Origin of the sequence: Pseudomonas sp. TMW22091 (assembly GCF_022496705.1) — a bacterium.
Lineage (GTDB): Bacteria > Pseudomonadota > Gammaproteobacteria > Pseudomonadales > Pseudomonadaceae > Aquipseudomonas > Aquipseudomonas saxonica.
In genome coordinates, this window is sequence record NZ_SCFI01000011.1 from 49,039 (window position 1) to 69,239 (window position 20,201).

Consider the following 20,201-nt stretch of genomic DNA (forward strand, 5'->3'; position numbering starts at 1 on the left):
GAGTAGAGTCAGGCCTTCTGGCTGTGCAGGTTTTTCATCGCACGGTTCCATTCCCCGGCGAGGATATCCGGCAGCACGCCGAGGGCAAAATCGATGCTGGCGTCCAGTTTTTCCTGCTCGGCGCGAGGCGCACGACCCAGAACAAAGTTGGACACCATGCTGGCGACGCCTGGGTGGCCAATGCCGAGCCGCAGACGGTAGAAATTATTGTTGTTTCCCAGTTGCGCGATGATGTCGCGCAATCCGTTATGACCGCCATGGCCGCCGCCCAGCTTGAGCTTGGCAACACCCGGTGGCAGGTCGAGTTCGTCGTGGGCCACCAATATGGATTCCGGTGCAATGCGGTAGAAACCGGCAAGCGCCGCAACGGCTTGGCCGCTTCGGTTCATATAGGTGGTGGGAATCAACAGACGAACATCCTGACCCTGGTGACTGAAACGCCCGGTCAGGCCAAAATATTTACGGTCGGCAACGAGGTTTACCCCATTGGCTGCCGCGAGACGCTCAACAAAAAGGGCCCCTGCGTTATGCCGGGTCTGTTCGTATTCGGTGCCTGGATTTCCCAGGCCAACGATCAGTTTTATGGCGGTCACGACAAGGGCCCTTCTATGGAGTTGTGGATAACATCGCCACTAGCGGTTAGCGGCGAAAACGGACAAAAAAACGGGTTTACATGAGTAAACTTCGCGATCTTGTCCGCTTTACTCGCTGCGTGTTAGCTCGCGATGTTTCTCAAGACTCCAAAGACAGAGTAATGAATTACTCAGCTTCTGCTTCTGGTGCAACACGTGGAGCGTGAACGTTGGCTACTGCCAGGTCGTTACCGTGTGCCAGAGCTACGAACTCAACGCCTTTAGGAGCGGTGATGTCCGACAGGTGAATGATCGAGCCGACTTCGGCGTTAGCCAGGTCAACTTCGATGAATTCAGGCAGGTCTTTTGGCAGGCAGGAAACTTCGATTTCCGCAACAACGTGCGAGATCTCGCCGCCTTTCTTGATCGGAGCCGCTTCACCGATGAAGTGAACCGGTACGATTGCAGTCAGCTTTTGACCAGCAACAACGCGTACGAAGTCAGCGTGCATCACGTGGCCTTTAGCCGGGTGACGTTGCAGAGCTTTGATGATCACGTTTTGCTTAACGCCGCCAACGGTCAGTTCGATAACGTGGCTGTAAGCAGCTTCGTTTTCGAGCAGTTTGGCAACTTCTTTAGCCAGCATGCTGATGGATTCAGGGGCTTTGTCGCCACCGTAAACTACAGCTGGAACCAGGCTTGCGAGACGACGCAGGCGGCGGCTCGCACCTTTCCCCAGGTCGGAACGCACTTCAGCATTCAGAGTAAAATCGTTCATGTTGTATCTCCAAAATATCCACATCCGCCCTAGCGTTTGCGACCAGCGCTATGGACGGCATGGGCAAAAAAGCCCCGCCCCAACAGGCTGTTGGGGCGGGGCACTTTTCGTCAACGGATGTCAGAGAAGGGCAGGGCCCTTATCGGAACATCGCGCTGATCGATTCTTCGTTGCTGATGCGGCGAACCGCTTCAGCCACAACCGGTGCGATATCCAGTTGACGGATACGCGAACAGGCTTGTGCGGCTGCGGACAGCGGAATGGTGTTAGTCACCACCAGCTCATCCAGCATGGAATTTTCGATATTCTCGATTGCCCGACCCGACAGCACAGGGTGTGTGCAGTAGGCGAACACTTTGGCAGCGCCATGCTCTTTCAAGGCTTTAGCCGCGTGGCACAAGGTGCCGGCGGTATCGACCATGTCATCAACCAGAATGCAGGTACGCCCTTCGACATCACCGATGATATGCATCACTTCAGAGTGATTGGCTTTCTCACGGCGTTTGTCGATGATACCCAGATCAACGCCCAAGGATTTGGCAACAGCACGTGCACGCACGACGCCGCCGATATCCGGGGACACAATCATTAGGTTCTCAAAGCGCTGATCTTCGATGTCATCCACCAAAACTGGGGAGCCATAGATGTTATCTACAGGAATATCGAAGAAACCCTGAATTTGGTCAGCATGCAAATCAACCGTGAGAACACGGTCGATGCCGACTACGGTAAGCATGTCAGCAACAACTTTTGCGCTGATAGCCACACGTGCGGAACGCGGACGGCGATCCTGACGGGCATAACCAAAGTAAGGAATAACAGCAGTAATACGAGTCGCTGAGGAGCGGCGGAAGGCATCAGCCATCACGACGAGTTCCATCAGGTTATCGTTAGTCGGAGCACAAGTCGGCTGAATGATGAAAACGTCTTTACCGCGGACATTTTCATTAATCTCAGCGGTAATCTCGCCGTCGGAAAACTTACCGACAGAAATGTCACCGAGTGGGATATGCAGCTGACGTACGACACGCCGAGCTAGATCGGGGTTAGCGTTCCCCGTAAAGACCATCATCTTGGACACGCGCAGTACCTGAAGGCTGAGGGTAACCTGGATGAGTATAAGAAATGGCAGGGGCGGCTGGATTCGAACCAACGCATGGCAGGATCAAAACCTGCTGCCTTACCGCTTGGCGACGCCCCTGTATCTGTTGCTACGAGTACCGTGTACCCGTTTCCTTTGACAGATTCTGTAGTGTTCGGTGCAACATCGAAATGTTACTGCCTTTAGCTACAAACCCTGTAAGGGGCTCTGTTAGAAGGTGCAGCACTTTATCAGCACTTGCTTCGTTTGGGAAGGCCCCAAATATACAACTTCCAGTTCCAGTTAATTTTGCTTCGGTATATTTACCTAACAAATTCAAAGCCTTACGTACATCTGGGTAAAGCTCCGTTACCACTGCTTCGCAGTCGTTTCGGCTGTTTCCCTTGGGAACGGGGCGCACTTTAATGGGCAAAGTGTTACGTGTCAACAACGGATGTGAAAAAATTTCTGCTGTGCTTACAGAGACTTGCGGCTTGAGCACAACGTACCAAGGCTCTTCGGGGTATTCCGGCGAAAGGATGTCGCCCACGCCTTCGGCGAAGGCGGCGCGGCCCCGCACGAAAACCGGTACGTCAGCCCCCAGCGTCAAACCCAGTGCGGCGAGGCGGTCTTCATCCCAATTCAATTGCCACAAGTGATTGAGGCCCAGCAAAGTTGTCGCAGCATTGGAGCTGCCACCGCCGATGCCGCCGCCCATTGGCAGCACTTTTTTGATCCAGATATCGATACCCAGAGAGCAACCTGATTGCTCTTGCAGTTTTTTTGCGGCTTTCACAATCAGGTTTTGATCGTGAGGCACGCCCTCAAACGGGGTATGCAGGCAGATTTTGCCGTCGTCGCGCACGGCAAAGGTCATTTCATCGCCGTAATCAAGAAACTGAAACACGGTTTCCAACTGGTGGTAACCGTCTTCGCGACGACCGAGGATGTGCAGCATCAAGTTCAGTTTTGCCGGGGAGGGCAGCACCAGTGCATCTTTTTGCATGTCATTGTCCCAACTGACGGGGTTGCCAATCTTTTACGACAAGGGTTACGTCCAGATCCGGGCCATGCAATTTGACCCGCTCTGGCAGCCAGTAGCCGTTTTGCTCGACATAGCTTAAATATTCAACTTTCCAGCCGTCCTGTTCCAGGTTGGCCAGGCGGCTGTCGGTATTGAGTGTGACCCGGCTTTTGCTGTCAGGTGCCGGCAAGCCTCGTACCCACCAGACCAAATGTGAAACGGGCAGGCTCCAGCCCAGTTGCTCACCGAGCAATTCTTCGGGGCTTGCCGCCACAAAGCGACCTTGACCGGCCACTTCAAGGCTGGCATTTCCTGGGCGGCCGGTTAAACGTGCTGCCCCTCGGCCGAGCGGGCCAGACAGGCGGATGTCGTAATACGACTGGCGTTGAAGCCAGAACAAGGTGGCGCTGCCCGAGTCTTTGGGAGCGCGAATACCGACCTTGCCATTGATTTGCCAACCGTCCAGCTGCGTCAGTTGCTGTTTATGCTGTGACCATAACGCCTGATTCCCGTGGCCTTCAACCGACTCATGGGAACCCAGGCTCATACAGCCAGCAAGTGTAGCGAGGAGGCTAAAAGCGATGATGTGGCGAACATGACGAAAAAACATGATTTAAAGAGTCTCTGATCCGGTCAGGCGCAACACGGTTTTGCGCAGAATAGGGCTGTCAGGATTTTCTTTAAGAAAAGTGCCCCAGATTTTTTTGGCTTCACGTTGTTTGCCGCTGGCCCACAACACTTCACCCAGGTGAGCTGCCACTTCCTGATCGGGAAAGCGTTCAAAAGCCTGGCGCAACAGGCGTTCTGCTTCAGGCAAATTACCCAGACGGAAATTCACCCAGCCAAGGCTGTCGAGCACGGCCGGGTCGTCCGGGTTCAGGTCATAAGCTTGCTGAATCAGCGCTTTGGCTTCGTCATACCGGGTGGTTCGGTCCGAAAGCGTATAGCCCAGCGCGTTTAATGCCATCGCGTTGTCCGGTTCGCGCTGGAGGATGGCGCGCAAATCGCGTTCCATTTGCGCAATATCATTGCGTTTCTCGGCCAGCATGGCGCGTGAGTACAGCAGGCTCAGGTCGTCAGGGTTTTGCTTGATGGCTTGTTGCAGAACTGACCAGGCGCGATCGGTCTGATTATGGGCGGCCATGGTTTCTGCTTCGATCAGATACAACTGGCTGGCATATTCAGGTTGAGTGTCACGGGCGGCCGCCAGCTTTTTGGTGGCTTCGGCACCGCGGCCGCTGCTGATCAAGATATCGGCCTGGCGTAATTGCGCAGGTAAATAGTCATTGCCGGGGCCAACCTGCGCGTATTCGATCAATGCACCTTGCGGATCATTGCGTTCTTCTGCAATGCGGCCAAGGTTCAAGTGGGCTGAATCGACATGGCTGTCGCGTGCTATCAAGTCTTCCAGATAGCCTTCGGCTTCGTCCCAGTTCTTACCTTCCAGGCTAAGCAGTGCGAGTGAAAAACGCAGTTCGTCGTCTTCCGGGTACTGCTGCAACAGGCTGGCAAACTGCACTTTTGCATCGGCAAATTGATTTTGTTCAATCAGCGTGCGGGCATAAGTGAGCCCTAATCGTTTGTCATCAGGGTATTGGCGAACGGTTTTTTTCAGCAGGGGCAGTGCTTCATTGCCTCGGTTCAGACTTTGCAACAAGCGTGCGCGCAACAAAATCGGAGCGATTTCGCCGTCCTGCGGAGGGTTTTTTTCCAGCAAGGTCAATGCGCCGTCAGCGTCGCCATCCTGCTGCATCAGCAGGGCCTTGCCAAAAATCAACTGGCTGTTGTCGGGATACTTGAGTAGCAGGCGATCAAAATTCTTTTGCAGGCCTGCACGGGTTTGCGCATCAGTTTCTGCCGCTGACAAGGCGAGGAAGTCGAAGTGGGTGTCGCCTTTGCCTTGCAGCACTTTTTCCATGTACACCATGGAGTCGTCATAACGACCATTGCGCGCCAACTGAATAGCTGCGGCACGCTGTGCTTCAAGATCGTCCGGTGCGCTCCTGGCCCAGATCAGCGAGGTATCGAGTGCGGCCTGGTCCGCGCCCAGGTACTCGGCAATACGGAATGCCCGTTCGGACACGCCCGGATCCTGGGTGTTGATCGCCTGTGTCACGTAGTTGTCCAGTGCAAGATCCAGACGATTACGTTGACCTGCCAGTTCTGCGCTCAGCAGGCTGTACAACGTATCTTCGCTGAATGAGCCGTAGACCACAGGTTTTTCCGGAGTGGAGGCAACGTCTTTTTCCGGAGTGGAGGCAACGTCTTCAGCCGGTGACGAGTCATCCGGGGACGTGGGGGCCAAAGCCTGGCAGCCACTGAGAAGCACGAGGGCGAGAAACAACACGGAGGATCTATTCATATAAGAGATGGGCGACTTACCTGCGGTCTGGGCATCATGACACATGCGATGGCGCAAACCCTAGGGTGTGCGACTATCGATATGGGGGTCTGACGATGTTAGTTCAGAGAGGTTCAACAGACATTAACTATAGAGACAATAGTCAGCAATGGTTGTTCTCACTCGGGCGAAGTAGGACAATTGCCGGCTTCTCGTCATCATCAGCGATCTTGAATGGCCTTCCTCGCACTCGGTATTAACCACAAGACTGCTTCAGTAGATGTCCGCGAGCGCGTGGCTTTTACGCCAGAACAGTTGGTTGAGGCCTTGCAGCAGCTCTGCCGTCACACCGACAGTCGCGAAGCTGCGATCCTCTCCACCTGCAATCGCAGTGAACTTTACGTCGAACAGGATCACCTTGACGCCGATGCCGTGCTCAAGTGGCTGGCTGACTACCATAATCTGAGCCTTGAAGAACTGCGGGCCTGTGCCTATATCCATGAGGATGATGCTGCCGTTCGTCACATGATGCGGGTGGCGTCGGGGCTGGATTCGCTGGTGTTGGGTGAGCCGCAAATTCTCGGCCAGATGAAGTCCGCTTACGCCGTGGCGCGTGAAGCCGGCACGGTCGGGCCTTTGTTGGGGCGTTTGTTTCAAGCCACCTTCAACTCGGCCAAACAAGTACGCACTGACACGGCCATTGGTGAAAACCCGGTGTCGGTGGCTTTTGCTGCCGTCAGCCTGGCCAAGCAGATTTTCAGCGATCTGCAGCGCAGTCAGGCACTGCTGATTGGCGCAGGCGAGACCATCACGTTGGTCGCCCGCCACCTCCATGACCTGGGCGTCAAACGCATTGTGGTGGCTAACCGTACCCTGGAGCGCGCGAGCATTCTGGCTGAAGAGTTCGGTGCCCACGCGGTGCTGCTGTCCGATATTCCTCAAGAGTTGGTGCACAGCGATATTGTGATCAGCTCCACTGCCAGCCAGTTGCCGATTCTGGGTAAGGGGGCGGTTGAAAGCGCCCTCAAGTTGCGCAGGCACAAACCTATTTTTATGGTCGATATTGCCGTTCCACGGGATATCGAACCTGAAGTCGGTGAACTGGACGACGTTTATCTTTATACCGTCGATGATTTGCATGAGGTGGTTGCCGAAAACCTCAAAAGTCGCCAGGGCGCAGCCCAGGCGGCGGAAGAACTGGTCAGCATTGGTGCTGACGACTTTATGGTGCGCTTGCGTGAACTGGCGGCGGTGGACGTGCTCAAGGCCTATCGTCAGCAAAGTGAACGCCTGCGTGATGAAGAGCTGCAAAAGGCCCAGCGGCTGCTCGCCAACGGTGCCAACCCGGAAGACGTACTGGCACAACTGGCACGTGGCCTGACCAATAAATTGCTGCACGCTCCCAGCGTGCAGTTGAAAAAGCTTTCCGCCGAAGGCCGCCTCGATGCGCTGGCCATGGCCCAAGAACTTTTTGCCCTCGGTGAGGGCTCATCGGATAGCTCTGCGGATAAAAAATAGTAATGAAAGCGTCACTGCTTAATAAACTGGACATCCTCCAGGACCGTTTTGAAGAACTGACCGCCTTGCTTGGCGATGGCGAAGTTATTTCGGATCAGACCAAATTCCGCGCCTATTCCAAGGAATACGCCGAAGTTGAGCCTATTGCTGCAACGTATGCGATGTGGCTCAAGGTGCAGGCAGACCTTGAAGGTGCGCAAGCCTTGCTCAAGGACAACGACCCTGACATGCGGGAAATGGCCGTTGAGGAAGTGCGCGAAGCCAAAGAGCGACTGGTCGAGCTGGAAAAAGACCTTCAGCGCATGCTGCTGCCTAAAGACCCGAATGACGGTCGCAACGTCTTCCTCGAAATCCGCGCAGGCACCGGCGGTGATGAGGCGGCGATTTTTGCCGGTGATCTGTTTCGCATGTATTCGCGCTACGCTGAGCGACGTGGCTGGAGACTCGAAATCCTGTCGGAAAACCCGGGTGAACATGGTGGCTACAAAGAAGTCATTGCTCGGGTTGAAGGTGAGAATGTATACGGCAAGTTGAAGTTCGAATCCGGCGTGCACCGCGTGCAGCGTGTACCCGCGACCGAATCCCAGGGCCGTATTCACACGTCTGCCTGTACCGTGGCCGTGCTGCCAGAACCGGACGAGCAAGAGGTTATCGAGATCAACCCGTCAGACTTGCGCGTCGATACCTACCGCTCCTCAGGCGCAGGCGGCCAGCACGTTAACAAGACCGATTCGGCGATTCGTATCACTCACTTGCCTTCAGGCATTGTGGTCGAGTGCCAGGAAGAGCGTTCCCAGCATAAAAACCGGGCACGGGCGATGTCCTGGCTTTCGGCTAAATTGAACGATCAGCAAACCAGCGCCGCGGCCAGTGCCATTGCCAGTGAGCGTAAGTTGCTGGTGGGCTCTGGAGACCGCTCCGAGCGCATCCGCACGTACAACTTTGCACAAGGACGCGTGACAGACCATCGAGTCAACCTGACCTTGTATTCTCTGGATGACGTTCTGGCTGGCGGTGTGGATGCCGTTATTGAGCCGTTGCTAGCGGAATTCCAGGCGGACCAACTGACAGCGCTGGGTGAATAAATGACCATTATTGCCAGTTTGTTACGTGCCGCAGAGCTGCCGGACTCGCCGACAGCCCGTCTTGACGCGGAGCTGTTACTGGCGGCCGCGTTGGGCAAGTCGCGCAGTTATCTGCACACATGGCCTGAAAAAATTGTCAGCAGCGAAGCAGCGTTGACCTTTGCCGAGTACCTGATGCGTCGACGTGCGGGTGAGCCGGTGGCCTACATTCTGGGGCAGCAGGGTTTCTGGAACCTTGACCTGGAAGTGGCACCGCACACGCTGATCCCGCGCCCGGACACTGAGCTACTGGTCGAAACGGCGTTGGCGTTATTGCCTGCAACTCCGGCTCGTGTGCTGGATCTGGGTACTGGCAGCGGCGCCATCGCCTTGGCGCTGGCCAGTGAACGTCCGGCATGGAAGGTCACGGCAGTTGACCGGGTGCTCGAAGCCGTGGCGCTTGCCGAGCGCAATCGTCAGCGCTTGCAGCTTGAAAACGTCAGTGTATTCACCAGTCACTGGTTCAGCGCGCTGGCAGATCAACGCTTTGACTTGATCATCAGCAACCCGCCTTATATAGCCGCCGGCGACGTTCATCTGGCTGAAGGCGATGTGCGCTTCGAGCCTGAAAGCGCGTTGGTGGCCGGTACCGATGGCCTTGACGACCTGCGTGAAATCGTCGCGCAAGCCCCGCAACACCTCAATGCCGGCGGCTGGCTGATGCTTGAACACGGTTACGATCAGGCTGGCGCCGTGCGTGATTTGTTGCACACGGCAGGCTTCGAACAGATTGAAAGTCGCAAGGACTTGGGCGCTCATGAGCGCATTACCTTGGGTCGCCTGCCGTGCTGACCGATCAGGAACTGTTGCGCTATAGCCGACAGATTCTGTTGCAGCAGGTCGATATTGACGGTCAGCTAAAGCTGAAAAACAGCCGCGTACTGATTGTCGGTGTGGGCGGGTTGGGTTCGCCCGTTGCCCTTTATCTTGCGGCTGCGGGAGTGGGTGAGCTGCATTTGGCCGACTTCGACCGCGTTGACCTGACCAACCTGCAGCGCCAGATTATTCATGACACCGACAGCGTGGGCGAACACAAAGTCGATTCGGCGCTACGCCGTCTGAGTGCAATCAACCCTGAAATCAAATTGGTCGCCCATCGCTCGGCGCTGGAAGCTGACTCATTGGCGGACGCAGTGGCTGCTGTTGATCTGGTGCTTGATTGCTGTGACAACTTCAGCACCCGTGAAGCGGTCAACGCCGCCTGTGTGGCTGCACGCAAACCGCTGGTCAGCGGTGCCGCGATCCGGCTGGAAGGGCAGTTGTCGGTGTTTGACTCACGCCAGGCGGCCAGCCCTTGCTACCACTGTTTATACGGGCATGGCAGCGAAGAAGAATTGACCTGTAGTGAGGCCGGGGTCATTGGCCCGTTGGTGGGGCTCGTAGGCAGCTTGCAAGCTCTGGAAGCCCTCAAAGTGCTGGCCGGTTTTGGCGAGCCATTAGTGGGTCGCCTGTTGCTGATTGATGCCATGAGCACGCGTTTTCGCGAGTTGCGGGTTAAGCGCGATCCGGCATGCAGCGTATGCGGCCATGCGTGAAGCACCGATTGGTGTGTTTGACTCCGGCATCGGCGGCTTGTCGGTGCTCAACGAAATCAATCAACGGCTGCCCAGTGAGTCGCTGCTCTATGTAGCGGATTGCGGGCACATCCCTTATGGCGAAAAAAGCCCCGAGTTTATCCGACAGCGCTGTGCCGTGATGGCCGAGTTTTTTCAACAGCAAGGGGCCAAGGCGTTGGTGCTGGCCTGCAATACCGCTACCGTGGCGGCTGTTGCCGACCTGCGTCAGCGTTACCCCGCGTGGCCCATTGTGGGGATGGAACCCGCGGTCAAGCCAGCCGCCGCAGCGACACGCAGCGGCGTCGTCGGCGTGCTCGCCACGACCGGTACCTTGCAAAGTGCCAAATTCGCCGCCTTGCTGGATCGCTTTGCCAGTGATGTGCGCGTCATCACCCAGCCTTGTCCGGGCTTGGTGGAGTTAATAGAAACCGGCGACCTGCACAGCGAGGCCTTGCGTACGTTGTTGCAGGGGTATGTCGAGCCTTTGCTGGCGGCCGGTTGTGACACCCTGATTCTGGGCTGTACGCATTATCCCTTCCTCAAGCCTCTGCTCAGTCAGATGCTCCCGTCTTCGGTCATCTTGATCGACACGGGCGCCGCCGTGGCTCGCCAATTACACCGTCTACTGGCTGAGCGCGATTTGCTGGCATCCGGCCCGGCAGCTGACACACAGTTTTGGACCAGCGCTTCTGCGCAACATTTAAGAAAAATCCTGCCGATGCTATGGAATAAATCAGGAAGTGTGCAAAGCTTCGGGCAGTAAAAAAAGGTAATTTTTGGTTAAATTGGATGAACTTTCAGCGTTTGATTGGATTCATAACCGCTGTCTGATGAGACACACAACTACTGACCTATGCATACGAAAATAGGATTTTCTTATGAAGCAATTGTTTTGCCTGGCTGCGCTTGCGGCTTCCATTCTGGGGTATAGCTACACTGCGCAAGCGGCGGGCGTCGAATTTAGTGTTGGGCATAGCAGCCAGTCGACCATGACCTATCGACTGGGTTTGAAATCCAACTGGGACAAAAGTTGGCTACAAAGTGATGTGGGCCGCCTGACCGGCTATTGGGATGGTGCTTACACCTACTGGGATGGAGACAAGTCTTCGAGCGCCAGCAGCCTGACGTTCTCTCCGGTGTTTGTATACGAATTTGCTGGCGAAACAGTTAAGCCGTATGTCGAGGCAGGCATCGGTGTATCGCTGTTCTCCAAGACCAAAGTTGAAGAGCAGGAATTGGGCACGGCCTTCCAGTTTGAAGACCGCCTTGGTTTTGGCCTGCGTTTCAACGGTGGGCATGAAGTGGGTATTCGCGCTACTCACTATTCCAATGCCGGACTCTCCAGCAACAACGACGGCATAGAAAGCTACGCGCTGCATTACACGATGCCACTGTAACTAGCGATACGCGGTCGTGATGCCTTGACGTTCGTTGAGGCATTCGACTTCTCCCATCTCGAACTCGCGGCAAATCAGCGGGCGCACTTCATAAATAGTGCACATCATGGTGTTGCGATCCAGCGCTGCACACCAGCCATCATCCAGACGCAGCATCACCTCACCACCCCAGTCATCGTTGTCGATAAAGCGCTCAGGCACGCCCGTGTCCGTGATCAACATCACTTCCAGTTGGCAGCAGCATGCCGCGCACGTCGAACAGGTGACGGCGGGTTCGGTAATTTCAGTCAGGGGGATGTTGGTCATAGGCGCGCAGTGTAAGGCAGAGTCGGGGTGATGTGTGAAACGCCAGACAGACTGAGGCGATCAGCTCGCTAAACGGGTCAAGCCCTTGGCTGCATAATCTTCACACCCAGCACCATGACGACCAATAGCAAACAGAGGCTGGCCAGAGCTATCGGCTGTTGAATACCCAGCCCACTGACTGACGCGCCAATCACCGCCGCCAGCACCTGGTGGATAAACCCACACAGCGCCATTGCATAAGGGCCGCCAACAGGGGAATGCTCACTGGCTTGAGACAAGCTGATGGGGTAATTGATCGCTTGCCCGCAGATGATTAAACAATACGGCAACCACAAGAGCAGTGCGGACGTGGAATTTATCCACAATGCGGCCATCATTCCGGCACTTGCGGCCAACATCACCCTGATAGCCATGCGGCTCATCGTCGTTTGGCCCCAGACGGTGACGTATCGGTTAACAACCAGTGACCCCAGTAGATAAGCCAGGCTCATTGCCCAGCCTAATTGCCCATAGTCGTAGGCAGACCACTGATACGTGTTTTGAAAGATCGAAGGCGCCGTCGTGTTGAATCCAATAATGATTCCGTAGCCCAAGCCCCCCATCAGCACCGGGAGCAAGAAAGGCCGGTGCCGCACAAGCGTCAGATAATGGCTCCAGCAAACGGGTGTATGGCTGACGTGTGGTGAGTCAGGCAAATAGGTGTAAACCACAACAATCTGAATGAGGGCTGAGGCTCCCAGTCCCCAAAATATGACAGGCCAGTCAAAGGCGCTCATTAACACCGCCCCTGCGTATTGGCCAATGCCCAGCGAGATGACAAAGGCGATAGACAGCCACGACAATACTTTGGCCAACTCACTGCCTTTAAAGTGCTGCGCGATTAATGATCGTGCCATGACCGAGAGGCCGCTGGCGCCCATACCCTGGACAAACCGCAGTGAAATGAAGGTTTCGATCTGCGTGCACAGGCTCAACAGTGCGCTGCTGACGCTGAACAGTAAAAGCGAACCCATCATGATTCGCTTGATGCCCAGCGCTGCTCCCCAATTGCCCCACAGCAACATGGGCAGCGCCATGCCCGCCAGATACACAGGCAGCGCCAATGAGGTCAGGTCTTGAGTGGTGTTCAATGCCTGGGCGATTGAAGGCAACGCTGGCAAGTACATCATCATGCCCAGTTGCGACAGGAATACGGCCAGGCAGGACATACTGATCAAGAAGGCGGCGTTTGAAAGGGGCATCAGTAGGTCCGCAGGCGAGGGGAGAGTGTTTGGTTAAAGCGGCCACTGAGCGAGGTTAATTAAACATGAGCGCTCAATCCATGTTCTTTCCAATACGCGTTGACTGAATCACAAAACTGCCTTGTCAGCTCAAATGTCATGTCGGCCTGAAGGGTGATTCTTATTGCTGATTGATGTTGCGCCCCGACCGGGGAAAAGACGGCCGCTGAGAAAGCCATTGTTAGAGAGGTATTCAACTGCTTGAGTGGCAATCTCTGTTTCACTAAAGTGAATCAAACGAATGGCGGTAAAACTTCCCTGTTGCCGGAGGTCTTTATAGTGCCTCTGATTTTTAGTAGCTCAAAGAATACCCGTCCCCTCTATGCAACGGTAAAAACTACCAATCCCGTGTCACAACCTACGGTCGGAACTGTCGTAGCCTTTTTAGTTCTGTGGTGAGCCAAATGCTCGCCGGTTGTACACCTGTCGGGCATCTAACCTCATAGGCAGTGCCCGTCATACTGCTTTTAGTGGCCCCTAGATCAATGAAGTCTTCTGCACTGCTCACCCGGTTTTTGCCTTCGAGATAAGCCAGCTTTTTACCCAAATGGGCACTCGCCTGGGCACCCGGGTATTCTTTACCGTTGCGCACAAACCGACACTCACTGTGTTCGACAAAGGCCAGCAAGCCCTGAATTTCTTGAGCGGCCTGCGGTGTGGTTTGGGCCTGTACAGGGGGCACCATGATCATTAGGCCGAGACCCGCCGCGCTTAAGCATTGGCTGATGAGGAGAGCCTTCCATCGTTTCAAAATACGCATGATATTTCCTGAGATTCATTGACTGTAAAGAGTGTTTAGTCATGAGCACCGACTGGCGCGCCGTTATTTCAGGGGGCTACTGAATGGCATCGGTTAACAATAAGTTCGTTGTTTTGGTTGAGTGTCTATTCATTTCATTTAATCCAGCTAAGCGCGAGGGAATAAATTAACTAATAAACGCGCAGTTTCATTCTGAGGCTGCCTCGGTCGTTCGCGTGGGTAGTACAGTATTAGTTGAGTAAGCTGGGTGGCGAGGGCTGTCGAGGAGGTTGGCTTTTTTTGAGTGGTATATCCAGTGCGTAGGTGAAGTTTCAGATAATTCCTACAGTATTTATATTGGTGTTAATTGCCTTCCCGTCGTTGCATGTGTTGCGTTAATAACTCATTAAATGATCAAGCAGGGTTTTATTGATTAGTCTCGATGTGCTGCAGAGGCTCAAGCCAAGCGCTTCACGGTACTTAAGGTGCTAAACATGCCTGCCTGCCAACCCTTGCAATACCACAAACAACCCCGCCCAAATGACGGATAACATTGCCAGCGTAGGCCATAGGCCATATCCGAACGATACGGCCCCCATCCGTTCCCCCGCGTAATACGACAACGGCCCGCCAATGGCCCCCAATAACGCTGCCCGCCAGACAGGTCGGGCTGTCCATGCCAGGCAATGCCTCAATGTGGTTGCCAATAAGGCCCAGAGCACGATCAGCCAGAGTGGAATCAAGACGCTTGCGTGTTTGAACTCAAATACCCCGGCGTTGAGCAATACACTGTCCACCAGCGTACCGATTACACAGACGGCCACTATCAAACGGATTTCGCTCCAAGAACGGCTTACCCACAGAACGTGTACTGCTAACGCCGCAAAGGCGAGCAATAGCCACGGGCTGTTGCCGCCCAACACACAGGCAAACCAGCCGAGCTGAAACAGCCCGGCGTTGATCAGGTTTTTAAGCATCAAGGCGCCCAAGCACGGGTTGCGGCATGGCGGCAGGTTTTGCCAGTAACAGTTGCGCGGTGCCTATGCTGCGCTCAAGAAATCCGCCTTCGCAGTAGCACAGGTAAAACTCCCACAAGCGTAGAAAGTATTCGTCGTAGCCCAGTTCGTTCAGGCGGCCATGGGCATGACGGAAGTTCTCGTGCCACAAGCGCAGGGTTTTGGCGTAGTGCAGCCCAAAGTCCTCCATGTGCATCAAATTCATGTCAGTTTCGCGGGTGATGATTTCGAGCATTTTTTGCAGGCTGGGCAGGGCGCCACCAGGGAAGATATAACGCTGTATAAAGTCCACGCTGTTTTTTGCCTGTTCATAACGCTGATCACGAATGGTGATGGCTTGCAGCAACATCAATCCGTTGCTTTTGAGCAGGTGCGAGCACTGTTTGAAGTAGACAGGTAAAAAACGATGGCCAACGGCTTCAATCATTTCAATGGAGACCAGCTTGTCGTATTGCCCGGTGAGATCGCGGTAGTCTTCCAGCAGCAGTGTCACTTGATTCTGTAAGCCCTGTGCAACGATCCGCGCTTGGGTGTAATCGAATTGTTCCTTGGACAGCGTGGTCGTCGTGACCTTGCACCCGTAGTGCTGTGCCGCATAGATCGCCATGCTGCCCCAGCCTGTACCGATTTCGAGCAAATGGTCTTGAGGTTTGAGGTCGAGTTTTTGGCAAATACGTTGCAGTTTATTGAGCTGCGCTTGCTCCAGGGTGTCGTCAGGGCTGAGGAATTGAGCCGCTGAGTACATCATGGTCGGGTCAAGGAACTGCTCGAACATCTCGTTGCCAAGGTCGTAATGGGCGGCAATATTTTTTTGCGAGCCTGTGCGGGTATTACGATTAACCCAGTGCAATGCCCCGATAAAAGGACGGCCCAATCGTGCCAGGCCGCCTTCCATGGCATCGAGCACATCCATATTGCTGACCAGTACACGGATGACTCGGGTCAGGTCGGGTGAGCTCCAGTAGCCGTGAATGAACGCCTCGCCAGCGCCAATGGAGCCTTTGCTGGCGATCATGCCCCACACACTCGGATCATGAATCTGTACTTCACCGACCAATGTTGAGGTGTTGTCGCCGAAGGTCTGGCGCACGCCGTTTTCAAAGATAACCAAGAGACCCTTGTGCAGTTGGCTGAGCTGGCGCATCACGCCTTCGCGCAGCAGCCCACTGGTCAGGTTAAAGGTACTGAACCGAGAAATCTTGCTCACCAGGCTAGGGCTTTTCATGACGTTTATTCTCTGGTTGCTGGGCGGCAATGCGTAATACGCCGTCGGCGGCCCGGTGGGGGAAAATCGGTGTGCGTTTGATAAAAAGGCGCAACGCTTGCCAGTAAATGGCCAGACAGGTCTTGGCCGTCATCCACGGGAATTGGCGCAGGTAGCGATGCAGCCCAGCGCGATCAAGCGTGCTGCGGTGCAGGTTCAGGGTGGCATCAAACAGTTTCAGTTCGCCTTGCCAGTCGGCCATGTGCACGCCGAGCCGTGTATCAGGCGGGCTGAAGCTCATGCGGTATTGCAGGTCACGCGGCAAGAAAGGTGACACGTGAAAGGCCTTGGCCACGGCAACGTACTGGTGACCGTCACCGACTGCCGGGAGCACGTAGTGATAACGCTCGCGCCACGGTGTGTTACTCACTTCGCACAAGATGGCGGCCAGTTGTCCGTCAGCTTCATAGCAATAGAAAAAGCTGACCGGGTTAAACGAAAGCCCCCAGCTGCGGGCTTGCGTCAGCAGGCGAATGGCACCTTGGGGTGTGCGCCCAAGGGCTTCGCCGATGAGTTGGCGAACTGCATCGATCAGGCGCATGCCGGCGTGGGTGTAGGTCTTCAGGTAATCGGTTTCACGAAATGAAAAGGGCGAAAAACGGCTGTTGCCTGCCAGCGGTGACAGCCCGAACACAGCGTCTTGCTCATCCAGATCCAGGTACAGCAAGCCAATCTGATAACGGAAAGCATGGGTGGTCGGCGCAAAGCGTCGATGAGCAATCCAGCCGCTGTACAGGGCGCTGTTCATAGCCGGTGGCCGAAGGCTTGGGCGACGCGCAACGCGCTGACCACGCCATCTTCGTGAAAGCCGTTGGCCCAGTAAGCCCCGCAGTAATAGCTGTGCTGCGCGCCCATCAGTTCTGGCCAGCGGCCTTGAGCTGCCACGGCATCCAGGCTGTATTGCGGATGGGCGTAGGTGTAGCTGGCCAGCACCTTGTCAGGGTCAATGTCTGCGCGCTGGTTCAGGCTGACGCAGAACGTGGTATCGCTCTGTATCCCTTGCAAGATGTTCATGTCGTACGTGACGGCGGCGCGGTGTTGTCCGGCATTGCCTAGCCGATAGTTCCAGCTGGCCCATGCCAATTTCCTGTCGGGCAACAGTCGCGTGTCGGTGTGCAGGACAACATCGTTATCAGCGTAAGGCAGGGCGCCGAGGATTTGCTGTTCCGCTGCGCTGGGTTTTGCCAGCAGTGTGAGCGCCTGATCGCTGTGGCAGGCAAAAATCACCTTGTCATAGCGTTCGCTGCCTCTGGGGCTGTGAATCGTTACGCCTTGGTTATCACGCTCGACTCCGGTGACTGGACAGCCAAGGCGGATTTTTTCGGCAAAGCCTGCACTCAGCGGTTTTACGTAAGCGCTGGATCCCCCTTCAATGACTCGCCATTGCGGGCGATGACTGACGCTTAACAAACCGTGGTTTTTAAAAAAGCGCACAAAAAATTGCAGAGGGAAGGCCAGCATATCGCTCAAAGACATGGACCAGATGGCCGCGCCCATGGGCACGATGTAGTGCTCGATGAACCGCTCGCCATAGCCACGTTGTTGCAGGTAGTCGCCCAGACGGGTGTCGACGGCAATGCGCTGTTCTTGCAGGTCGCGCACCGCTTCACGATTGAATCGCAGAATGTCGCGCAGCATGCCCCAAAAACCGGGCGATAACAGATTGCTGCGCTGGGCAAACAAACTGTTGAGGGTGTTGCCGTTGTATTCAAGGTTGTTGCTGGGGTCGCACACTGAGAAGCTCATTTCTGTGGCTTTTGAGCTCACACCCAGTTGGTCCAGCAGCTTGATGAAGTTGGGGTATGTCCAGTCGTTGAACACGATAAAGCCCGTGTCGATTGCATAACGCTGCCCCTGTACGCTGACGTCCACGGTATGGGTGTGACCGCCTACCCAATCACTGGCCTCAAACACGCAAATGTCGTGTTCTTTATGCAGCAGATAGCCACAGGTCAACCCTGAGATGCCGCTGCCAATGATGGCGATTTTCATGATGGCTTCTCGTCAGAGTTTCTGGCCAGGCGCTTGCCTAGTGCCAGTTGCAGGCGTTTAGGCAGACTCGACAGCAGTTTCAGAATGGCGATAAACAGCGCAGGAAAAGTGATTTCCAGCGGCCGTTTGTCCAGATGCTGGCATATATGCTGTGCAGCTTTTGGCGCTGACCAGCGCATGGGCATCGGGAAATCATTATTTTCAGTCAGCGGGGTGTCGACAAAACCGGGGCTGATCAGGGTGATGTCGATGTTTTCATGGGCCAGATCGATGCGCAGCGACTCCAGCAGATAGCGCAGCCCGGCTTTCGACGCGCCGTAGGCCTCGGCGCGCGGCAGCGGCCAGAAGGTCACGCTACTGACGACGCCGACCAGGTGCGGGCGCAGGCCAGCCCGTAACAAGGGCAGGGCAGCCTCCAGGCAGTAGCTGTTGGCCAATAAATTAGTGCGTACTACGCGTTCGATCAGCGCGGCATCAAAATGGCGAACATCGACATATTCACAGGTGCCAGCGTTGAGAATGACGGTGTCCAGCGCACCCCAGGCTTGAGCAATCTGCTGACCGATTGCTCGCACGTGTGCACTGTCGGTCAAGTCTCCCGGCACCAGCAGGACTTGGCCGGGGAAACGGTCGGATAACGCTTGCAGCGGTGCAATAGTGCGGGCACTCAAGGCCAGCGTTGCGCCGCTTTTGAGCAGTTCTTCGGCCATGTGCGCGCCGATACCGCTGCTAGCGCCTGTGAGCCAGATACGCCGGGACTTATTCATCACCACTCACCGCCAGTGCCCGCGACGGCAAATTTTTGAAAGCGGTGAGCGCGCGCTCGCGGCTTTTTTTCAGGTCGACCATTGGCCGTGGGTAATCGGCCACGCCAAACAGTCCGCCGGCAACGGAAGGGTTATGGATGTCCTTTTTGCTCAGATCGGCCAGCTCCGGCAGCCAGTGTTTGATGAAGCGGCCTTCGGGATCGAAGCGTTCGGACTGACTGAGCGGGTTGAAAATCCTGAAATACGGTACTGAATCAGTTCCGGTCGATGAGCTCCACTGCCAGCCGCCATTATTGGCCGCCAGATCGCCATCAATTAAATGCTGCATGAAAAAGCGCTCGCCTTCGCGCCAATCGATCAGCAGGTTTTTGGTGAGGAACATGGCCACGACCATCCGTAGACGGTTATGCATCCAGCCAGTGTCCAGCAGTTGGCGAATGGCCGCGTCGATGATGGGAATGCCAGTACGGCCTTCTTTCCAGGCCGCCAACTCTTCGGGGGCGTCACGCCACGGCAGGAATTCGGTTTCAAGGCGAAAGGCGCGGTGACGCGAAACCCGTGGGTAGCCCACCAAAATGTGTTTATAGAATTCACGCCACAGCAGTTCGGTGATCCATGTATACACGCCTGGGCTGCCGCTTTCGAACTCGCCCTGATTGCTTCGCAATGCCGCATGCAGACATTGCCGAGGGGAAATGACACCGGCTGCAAGGTAGGGCGAAATCTGGCTGGTGCCGGGTTTGGCGGGCAGATCGCGTTCGTCCTTGTAGTAATGGATCTGCTCATCGGCAAAGTGCGCCAGCCGTTGCTGGGCATGACGCTCGCCAGCGGGCCACAGTGCGCGCAATGACTCGGTTGGCTGGATAAAACCGTCGACCGATTGTGGAATGGCATCGCGCTCGATGGTTACGGCTGTTTGTGCCTGAGGCGACTCGACGATTGGCGGGAGTGCGCGGTGCAGGTGGTTGTAGCAAATCCGACGGAACTGGCTGAAGACCTGGAAATAAGTACCCGACTGCGTGAGCACAGTACCCGGCTGAAACAGGAGTTGGTCCAGGTAGCTGTGAAACTCTATGCCTTGGGCCTCCAGCGCCTTGGCGGCGGCTTCATCGCGGCGGGTTTCATTGATGCCATATTCCTGATTGGCATGTACCGCTTCAATTCCGTGTTGTTGGCACAGCTCAAGGAGCACGGCTGGGGCTTGATCCCAGGTATCCGCCGTTCTAATCAGCAAGGGAATATTCAGTGCCTGCAAGCTGTCGCTCAGAGTGGCCAGATTGCGTAGCCAAAAATCGACTTTGCACGCTGCATCGTCGTGGCTCAGCCATTGTTGCGGGCTGATCAGGTACACGGCCACGGTGGGGCCGCGTTTGACGGCGGCGCTCAGTGCGGTGTTGTCGGATTGACGCAAGTCGCTGCGTAGCCAGATAAGTTGCATGTCAATTC

General features: G+C 55.5%; 21 protein-coding genes and 1 tRNA gene. 6 read left to right on the top strand and 16 right to left on the bottom strand.

The genetic code is table 11. From position 1 onward, the window contains the following. Window positions 1-8: 8 nt before the first annotated feature. From pth to EQV93_RS18400, 7 genes are all read right to left on the bottom strand, one after another. Window positions 9-593 carry an aminoacyl-tRNA hydrolase gene (gene pth / locus EQV93_RS18370; RefSeq protein ID WP_122786344.1) on the bottom strand — a complete coding sequence of 195 codons (585 nt, stop codon included), beginning with the start codon at window positions 591-593 and terminating at the stop codon, window positions 9-11. Between the two features lie 166 nt (window positions 594-759). Beyond that, window positions 760-1,350, bottom strand: coding sequence for a 50S ribosomal protein L25/general stress protein Ctc (locus tag EQV93_RS18375; RefSeq protein ID WP_122786345.1), 591 nt, complete (start codon window positions 1,348-1,350; stop codon window positions 760-762). A gap of 139 nt (window positions 1,351-1,489) precedes the next feature. Then, complete coding sequence (locus EQV93_RS18380) at window positions 1,490-2,431, bottom strand: ribose-phosphate pyrophosphokinase (RefSeq protein WP_003208392.1); 942 nt, start codon at window positions 2,429-2,431, stop codon at window positions 1,490-1,492. Between the two features lie 45 nt (window positions 2,432-2,476). Beyond that, a tRNA-Gln gene (locus EQV93_RS18385) sits at window positions 2,477-2,551 on the bottom strand. Between the two features lie 10 nt (window positions 2,552-2,561). Beyond that, a complete protein-coding gene (ispE, locus tag EQV93_RS18390; protein WP_122786346.1) occupies window positions 2,562-3,437 on the bottom strand; it encodes a 4-(cytidine 5'-diphospho)-2-C-methyl-D-erythritol kinase in 876 nt (291 codons plus the stop codon). 1 nt (window position 3,438) lies between these two features. Next, window positions 3,439-4,065 carry a lipoprotein insertase outer membrane protein LolB gene (gene lolB, locus EQV93_RS18395; protein WP_122786347.1) on the bottom strand — a complete coding sequence of 209 codons (627 nt, stop codon included), beginning with the start codon at window positions 4,063-4,065 and terminating at the stop codon, window positions 3,439-3,441. 3 nt (window positions 4,066-4,068) lie between these two features. Further along, the gene (locus EQV93_RS18400) at window positions 4,069-5,817 is read right to left on the bottom strand and encodes a tetratricopeptide repeat protein (RefSeq protein WP_240892133.1); all 1,749 of its coding nucleotides are present in this window, start codon (window positions 5,815-5,817) and stop codon (window positions 4,069-4,071) included. A gap of 213 nt (window positions 5,818-6,030) precedes the next feature. Between EQV93_RS18400 and hemA the strand changes: the two genes are divergently transcribed. The 6 genes from hemA to EQV93_RS18430 all read left to right on the top strand — a co-directional run bounded on the left by hemA (window position 6,031) and on the right by EQV93_RS18430 (window position 11,391). Continuing rightward, a complete protein-coding gene (hemA, locus tag EQV93_RS18405) occupies window positions 6,031-7,314 on the top strand; it encodes a glutamyl-tRNA reductase (protein ID WP_240892134.1) in 1,284 nt (427 codons plus the stop codon). A gap of 2 nt (window positions 7,315-7,316) precedes the next feature. After that, window positions 7,317-8,399, top strand: coding sequence for a peptide chain release factor 1 (gene prfA, locus EQV93_RS18410; protein WP_122786350.1), 1,083 nt, complete (start codon window positions 7,317-7,319; stop codon window positions 8,397-8,399). Continuing rightward, on the top strand, window positions 8,400-9,230 hold the full coding sequence (gene prmC / locus EQV93_RS18415; protein ID WP_240892135.1) for a peptide chain release factor N(5)-glutamine methyltransferase: 831 nt from the start codon (window positions 8,400-8,402) through the stop codon (window positions 9,228-9,230). Beyond that, on the top strand, window positions 9,224-9,973 hold the full coding sequence (locus EQV93_RS18420; RefSeq protein ID WP_240892136.1) for a molybdopterin-synthase adenylyltransferase MoeB: 750 nt from the start codon (window positions 9,224-9,226) through the stop codon (window positions 9,971-9,973). Before prmC ends, EQV93_RS18420 begins: the two co-directional genes overlap by 7 nt. Then, a complete protein-coding gene (gene murI, locus EQV93_RS18425; protein WP_240892137.1) occupies window positions 9,966-10,757 on the top strand; it encodes a glutamate racemase in 792 nt (263 codons plus the stop codon). Before EQV93_RS18420 ends, murI begins: the two co-directional genes overlap by 8 nt. Window positions 10,758-10,872: 115 nt before the next feature. Next, entirely contained in the window at window positions 10,873-11,391 is a 519-nt protein-coding gene (locus tag EQV93_RS18430; protein WP_122786354.1) for an acyloxyacyl hydrolase, read from the top strand. On the opposite strand, the gene EQV93_RS18435 is transcribed toward EQV93_RS18430, so the two are convergent. The 9 genes from EQV93_RS18435 to phrB form a co-directional block, all read right to left on the bottom strand. After that, a complete protein-coding gene (locus tag EQV93_RS18435) occupies window positions 11,392-11,697 on the bottom strand; it encodes a YkgJ family cysteine cluster protein (RefSeq protein WP_122786355.1) in 306 nt (101 codons plus the stop codon). A gap of 77 nt (window positions 11,698-11,774) precedes the next feature. Beyond that, window positions 11,775-12,938: an MFS transporter gene (locus tag EQV93_RS18440; RefSeq protein ID WP_240892138.1), complete on the bottom strand. Its 1,164-nt coding sequence runs from the start codon at window positions 12,936-12,938 to the stop codon at window positions 11,775-11,777. A 397-nt stretch (window positions 12,939-13,335) separates the two neighbouring features. Continuing rightward, window positions 13,336-13,737: a DUF5329 domain-containing protein gene (locus EQV93_RS18445; RefSeq protein WP_240892139.1), complete on the bottom strand. Its 402-nt coding sequence runs from the start codon at window positions 13,735-13,737 to the stop codon at window positions 13,336-13,338. A 467-nt stretch (window positions 13,738-14,204) separates the two neighbouring features. Then, window positions 14,205-14,693, bottom strand: coding sequence for a DUF2878 domain-containing protein (locus tag EQV93_RS18450; RefSeq protein WP_122786358.1), 489 nt, complete (start codon window positions 14,691-14,693; stop codon window positions 14,205-14,207). Continuing rightward, entirely contained in the window at window positions 14,686-15,957 is a 1,272-nt protein-coding gene (locus tag EQV93_RS18455; protein ID WP_146385458.1) for an SAM-dependent methyltransferase, read from the bottom strand. The genes EQV93_RS18450 and EQV93_RS18455 overlap by 8 nt, the downstream gene beginning before the upstream one ends. Next, window positions 15,944-16,744, bottom strand: coding sequence for a DUF1365 domain-containing protein (locus tag EQV93_RS18460; protein WP_122786360.1), 801 nt, complete (start codon window positions 16,742-16,744; stop codon window positions 15,944-15,946). Before EQV93_RS18460 ends, EQV93_RS18455 begins: the two co-directional genes overlap by 14 nt. After that, complete coding sequence (locus EQV93_RS18465; RefSeq protein ID WP_240892140.1) at window positions 16,741-17,988, bottom strand: NAD(P)/FAD-dependent oxidoreductase; 1,248 nt, start codon at window positions 17,986-17,988, stop codon at window positions 16,741-16,743. Before EQV93_RS18465 ends, EQV93_RS18460 begins: the two co-directional genes overlap by 4 nt. Further along, complete coding sequence (locus EQV93_RS18470; RefSeq protein WP_240892141.1) at window positions 17,985-18,755, bottom strand: SDR family NAD(P)-dependent oxidoreductase; 771 nt, start codon at window positions 18,753-18,755, stop codon at window positions 17,985-17,987. Before EQV93_RS18470 ends, EQV93_RS18465 begins: the two co-directional genes overlap by 4 nt. Continuing rightward, complete coding sequence (gene phrB, locus EQV93_RS18475; protein WP_240892142.1) at window positions 18,748-20,193, bottom strand: deoxyribodipyrimidine photo-lyase; 1,446 nt, start codon at window positions 20,191-20,193, stop codon at window positions 18,748-18,750. Before phrB ends, EQV93_RS18470 begins: the two co-directional genes overlap by 8 nt. Between the last annotated feature and the right edge of the window lie 8 nt (window positions 20,194-20,201).

Excerpts from the sequence above, each read along its gene's own strand:
- EQV93_RS18375 (WP_122786345.1), bottom strand. The coding sequence starts at position 1,350 with ATGAACGATTTTACTCTGAATGCTGAAGTGCGTTCCGACCTGGGGAAA.
- ispE (WP_122786346.1), bottom strand. The coding sequence starts at position 3,437 with ATGCAAAAAGATGCACTGGTGCTGCCCTCCCCGGCAAAACTGAACTTG.
- lolB (WP_122786347.1), bottom strand. The coding sequence starts at position 4,065 with ATGTTTTTTCGTCATGTTCGCCACATCATCGCTTTTAGCCTCCTCGCT.
- EQV93_RS18400 (WP_240892133.1), bottom strand. The coding sequence starts at position 5,817 with ATGAATAGATCCTCCGTGTTGTTTCTCGCCCTCGTGCTTCTCAGTGGC.
- hemA (WP_240892134.1), top strand. The coding sequence starts at position 6,031 with ATGGCCTTCCTCGCACTCGGTATTAACCACAAGACTGCTTCAGTAGAT.
- prfA (WP_122786350.1), top strand. The coding sequence starts at position 7,317 with ATGAAAGCGTCACTGCTTAATAAACTGGACATCCTCCAGGACCGTTTT.
- prmC (WP_240892135.1), top strand. The coding sequence starts at position 8,400 with ATGACCATTATTGCCAGTTTGTTACGTGCCGCAGAGCTGCCGGACTCG.
- murI (WP_240892137.1), top strand. The coding sequence starts at position 9,966 with ATGCGTGAAGCACCGATTGGTGTGTTTGACTCCGGCATCGGCGGCTTG.
- EQV93_RS18430 (WP_122786354.1), top strand. The coding sequence starts at position 10,873 with ATGAAGCAATTGTTTTGCCTGGCTGCGCTTGCGGCTTCCATTCTGGGG.
- EQV93_RS18435 (WP_122786355.1), bottom strand. The coding sequence starts at position 11,697 with ATGACCAACATCCCCCTGACTGAAATTACCGAACCCGCCGTCACCTGT.
- EQV93_RS18440 (WP_240892138.1), bottom strand. The coding sequence starts at position 12,938 with ATGCCCCTTTCAAACGCCGCCTTCTTGATCAGTATGTCCTGCCTGGCC.
- EQV93_RS18445 (WP_240892139.1), bottom strand. The coding sequence starts at position 13,737 with ATGCGTATTTTGAAACGATGGAAGGCTCTCCTCATCAGCCAATGCTTA.
- EQV93_RS18450 (WP_122786358.1), bottom strand. The coding sequence starts at position 14,693 with ATGCTTAAAAACCTGATCAACGCCGGGCTGTTTCAGCTCGGCTGGTTT.
- EQV93_RS18455 (WP_146385458.1), bottom strand. The coding sequence starts at position 15,957 with ATGAAAAGCCCTAGCCTGGTGAGCAAGATTTCTCGGTTCAGTACCTTT.
- EQV93_RS18460 (WP_122786360.1), bottom strand. The coding sequence starts at position 16,744 with ATGAACAGCGCCCTGTACAGCGGCTGGATTGCTCATCGACGCTTTGCG.
- EQV93_RS18465 (WP_240892140.1), bottom strand. The coding sequence starts at position 17,988 with ATGAAAATCGCCATCATTGGCAGCGGCATCTCAGGGTTGACCTGTGGC.
- EQV93_RS18470 (WP_240892141.1), bottom strand. The coding sequence starts at position 18,755 with ATGAATAAGTCCCGGCGTATCTGGCTCACAGGCGCTAGCAGCGGTATC.
- phrB (WP_240892142.1), bottom strand. The coding sequence starts at position 20,193 with ATGCAACTTATCTGGCTACGCAGCGACTTGCGTCAATCCGACAACACC.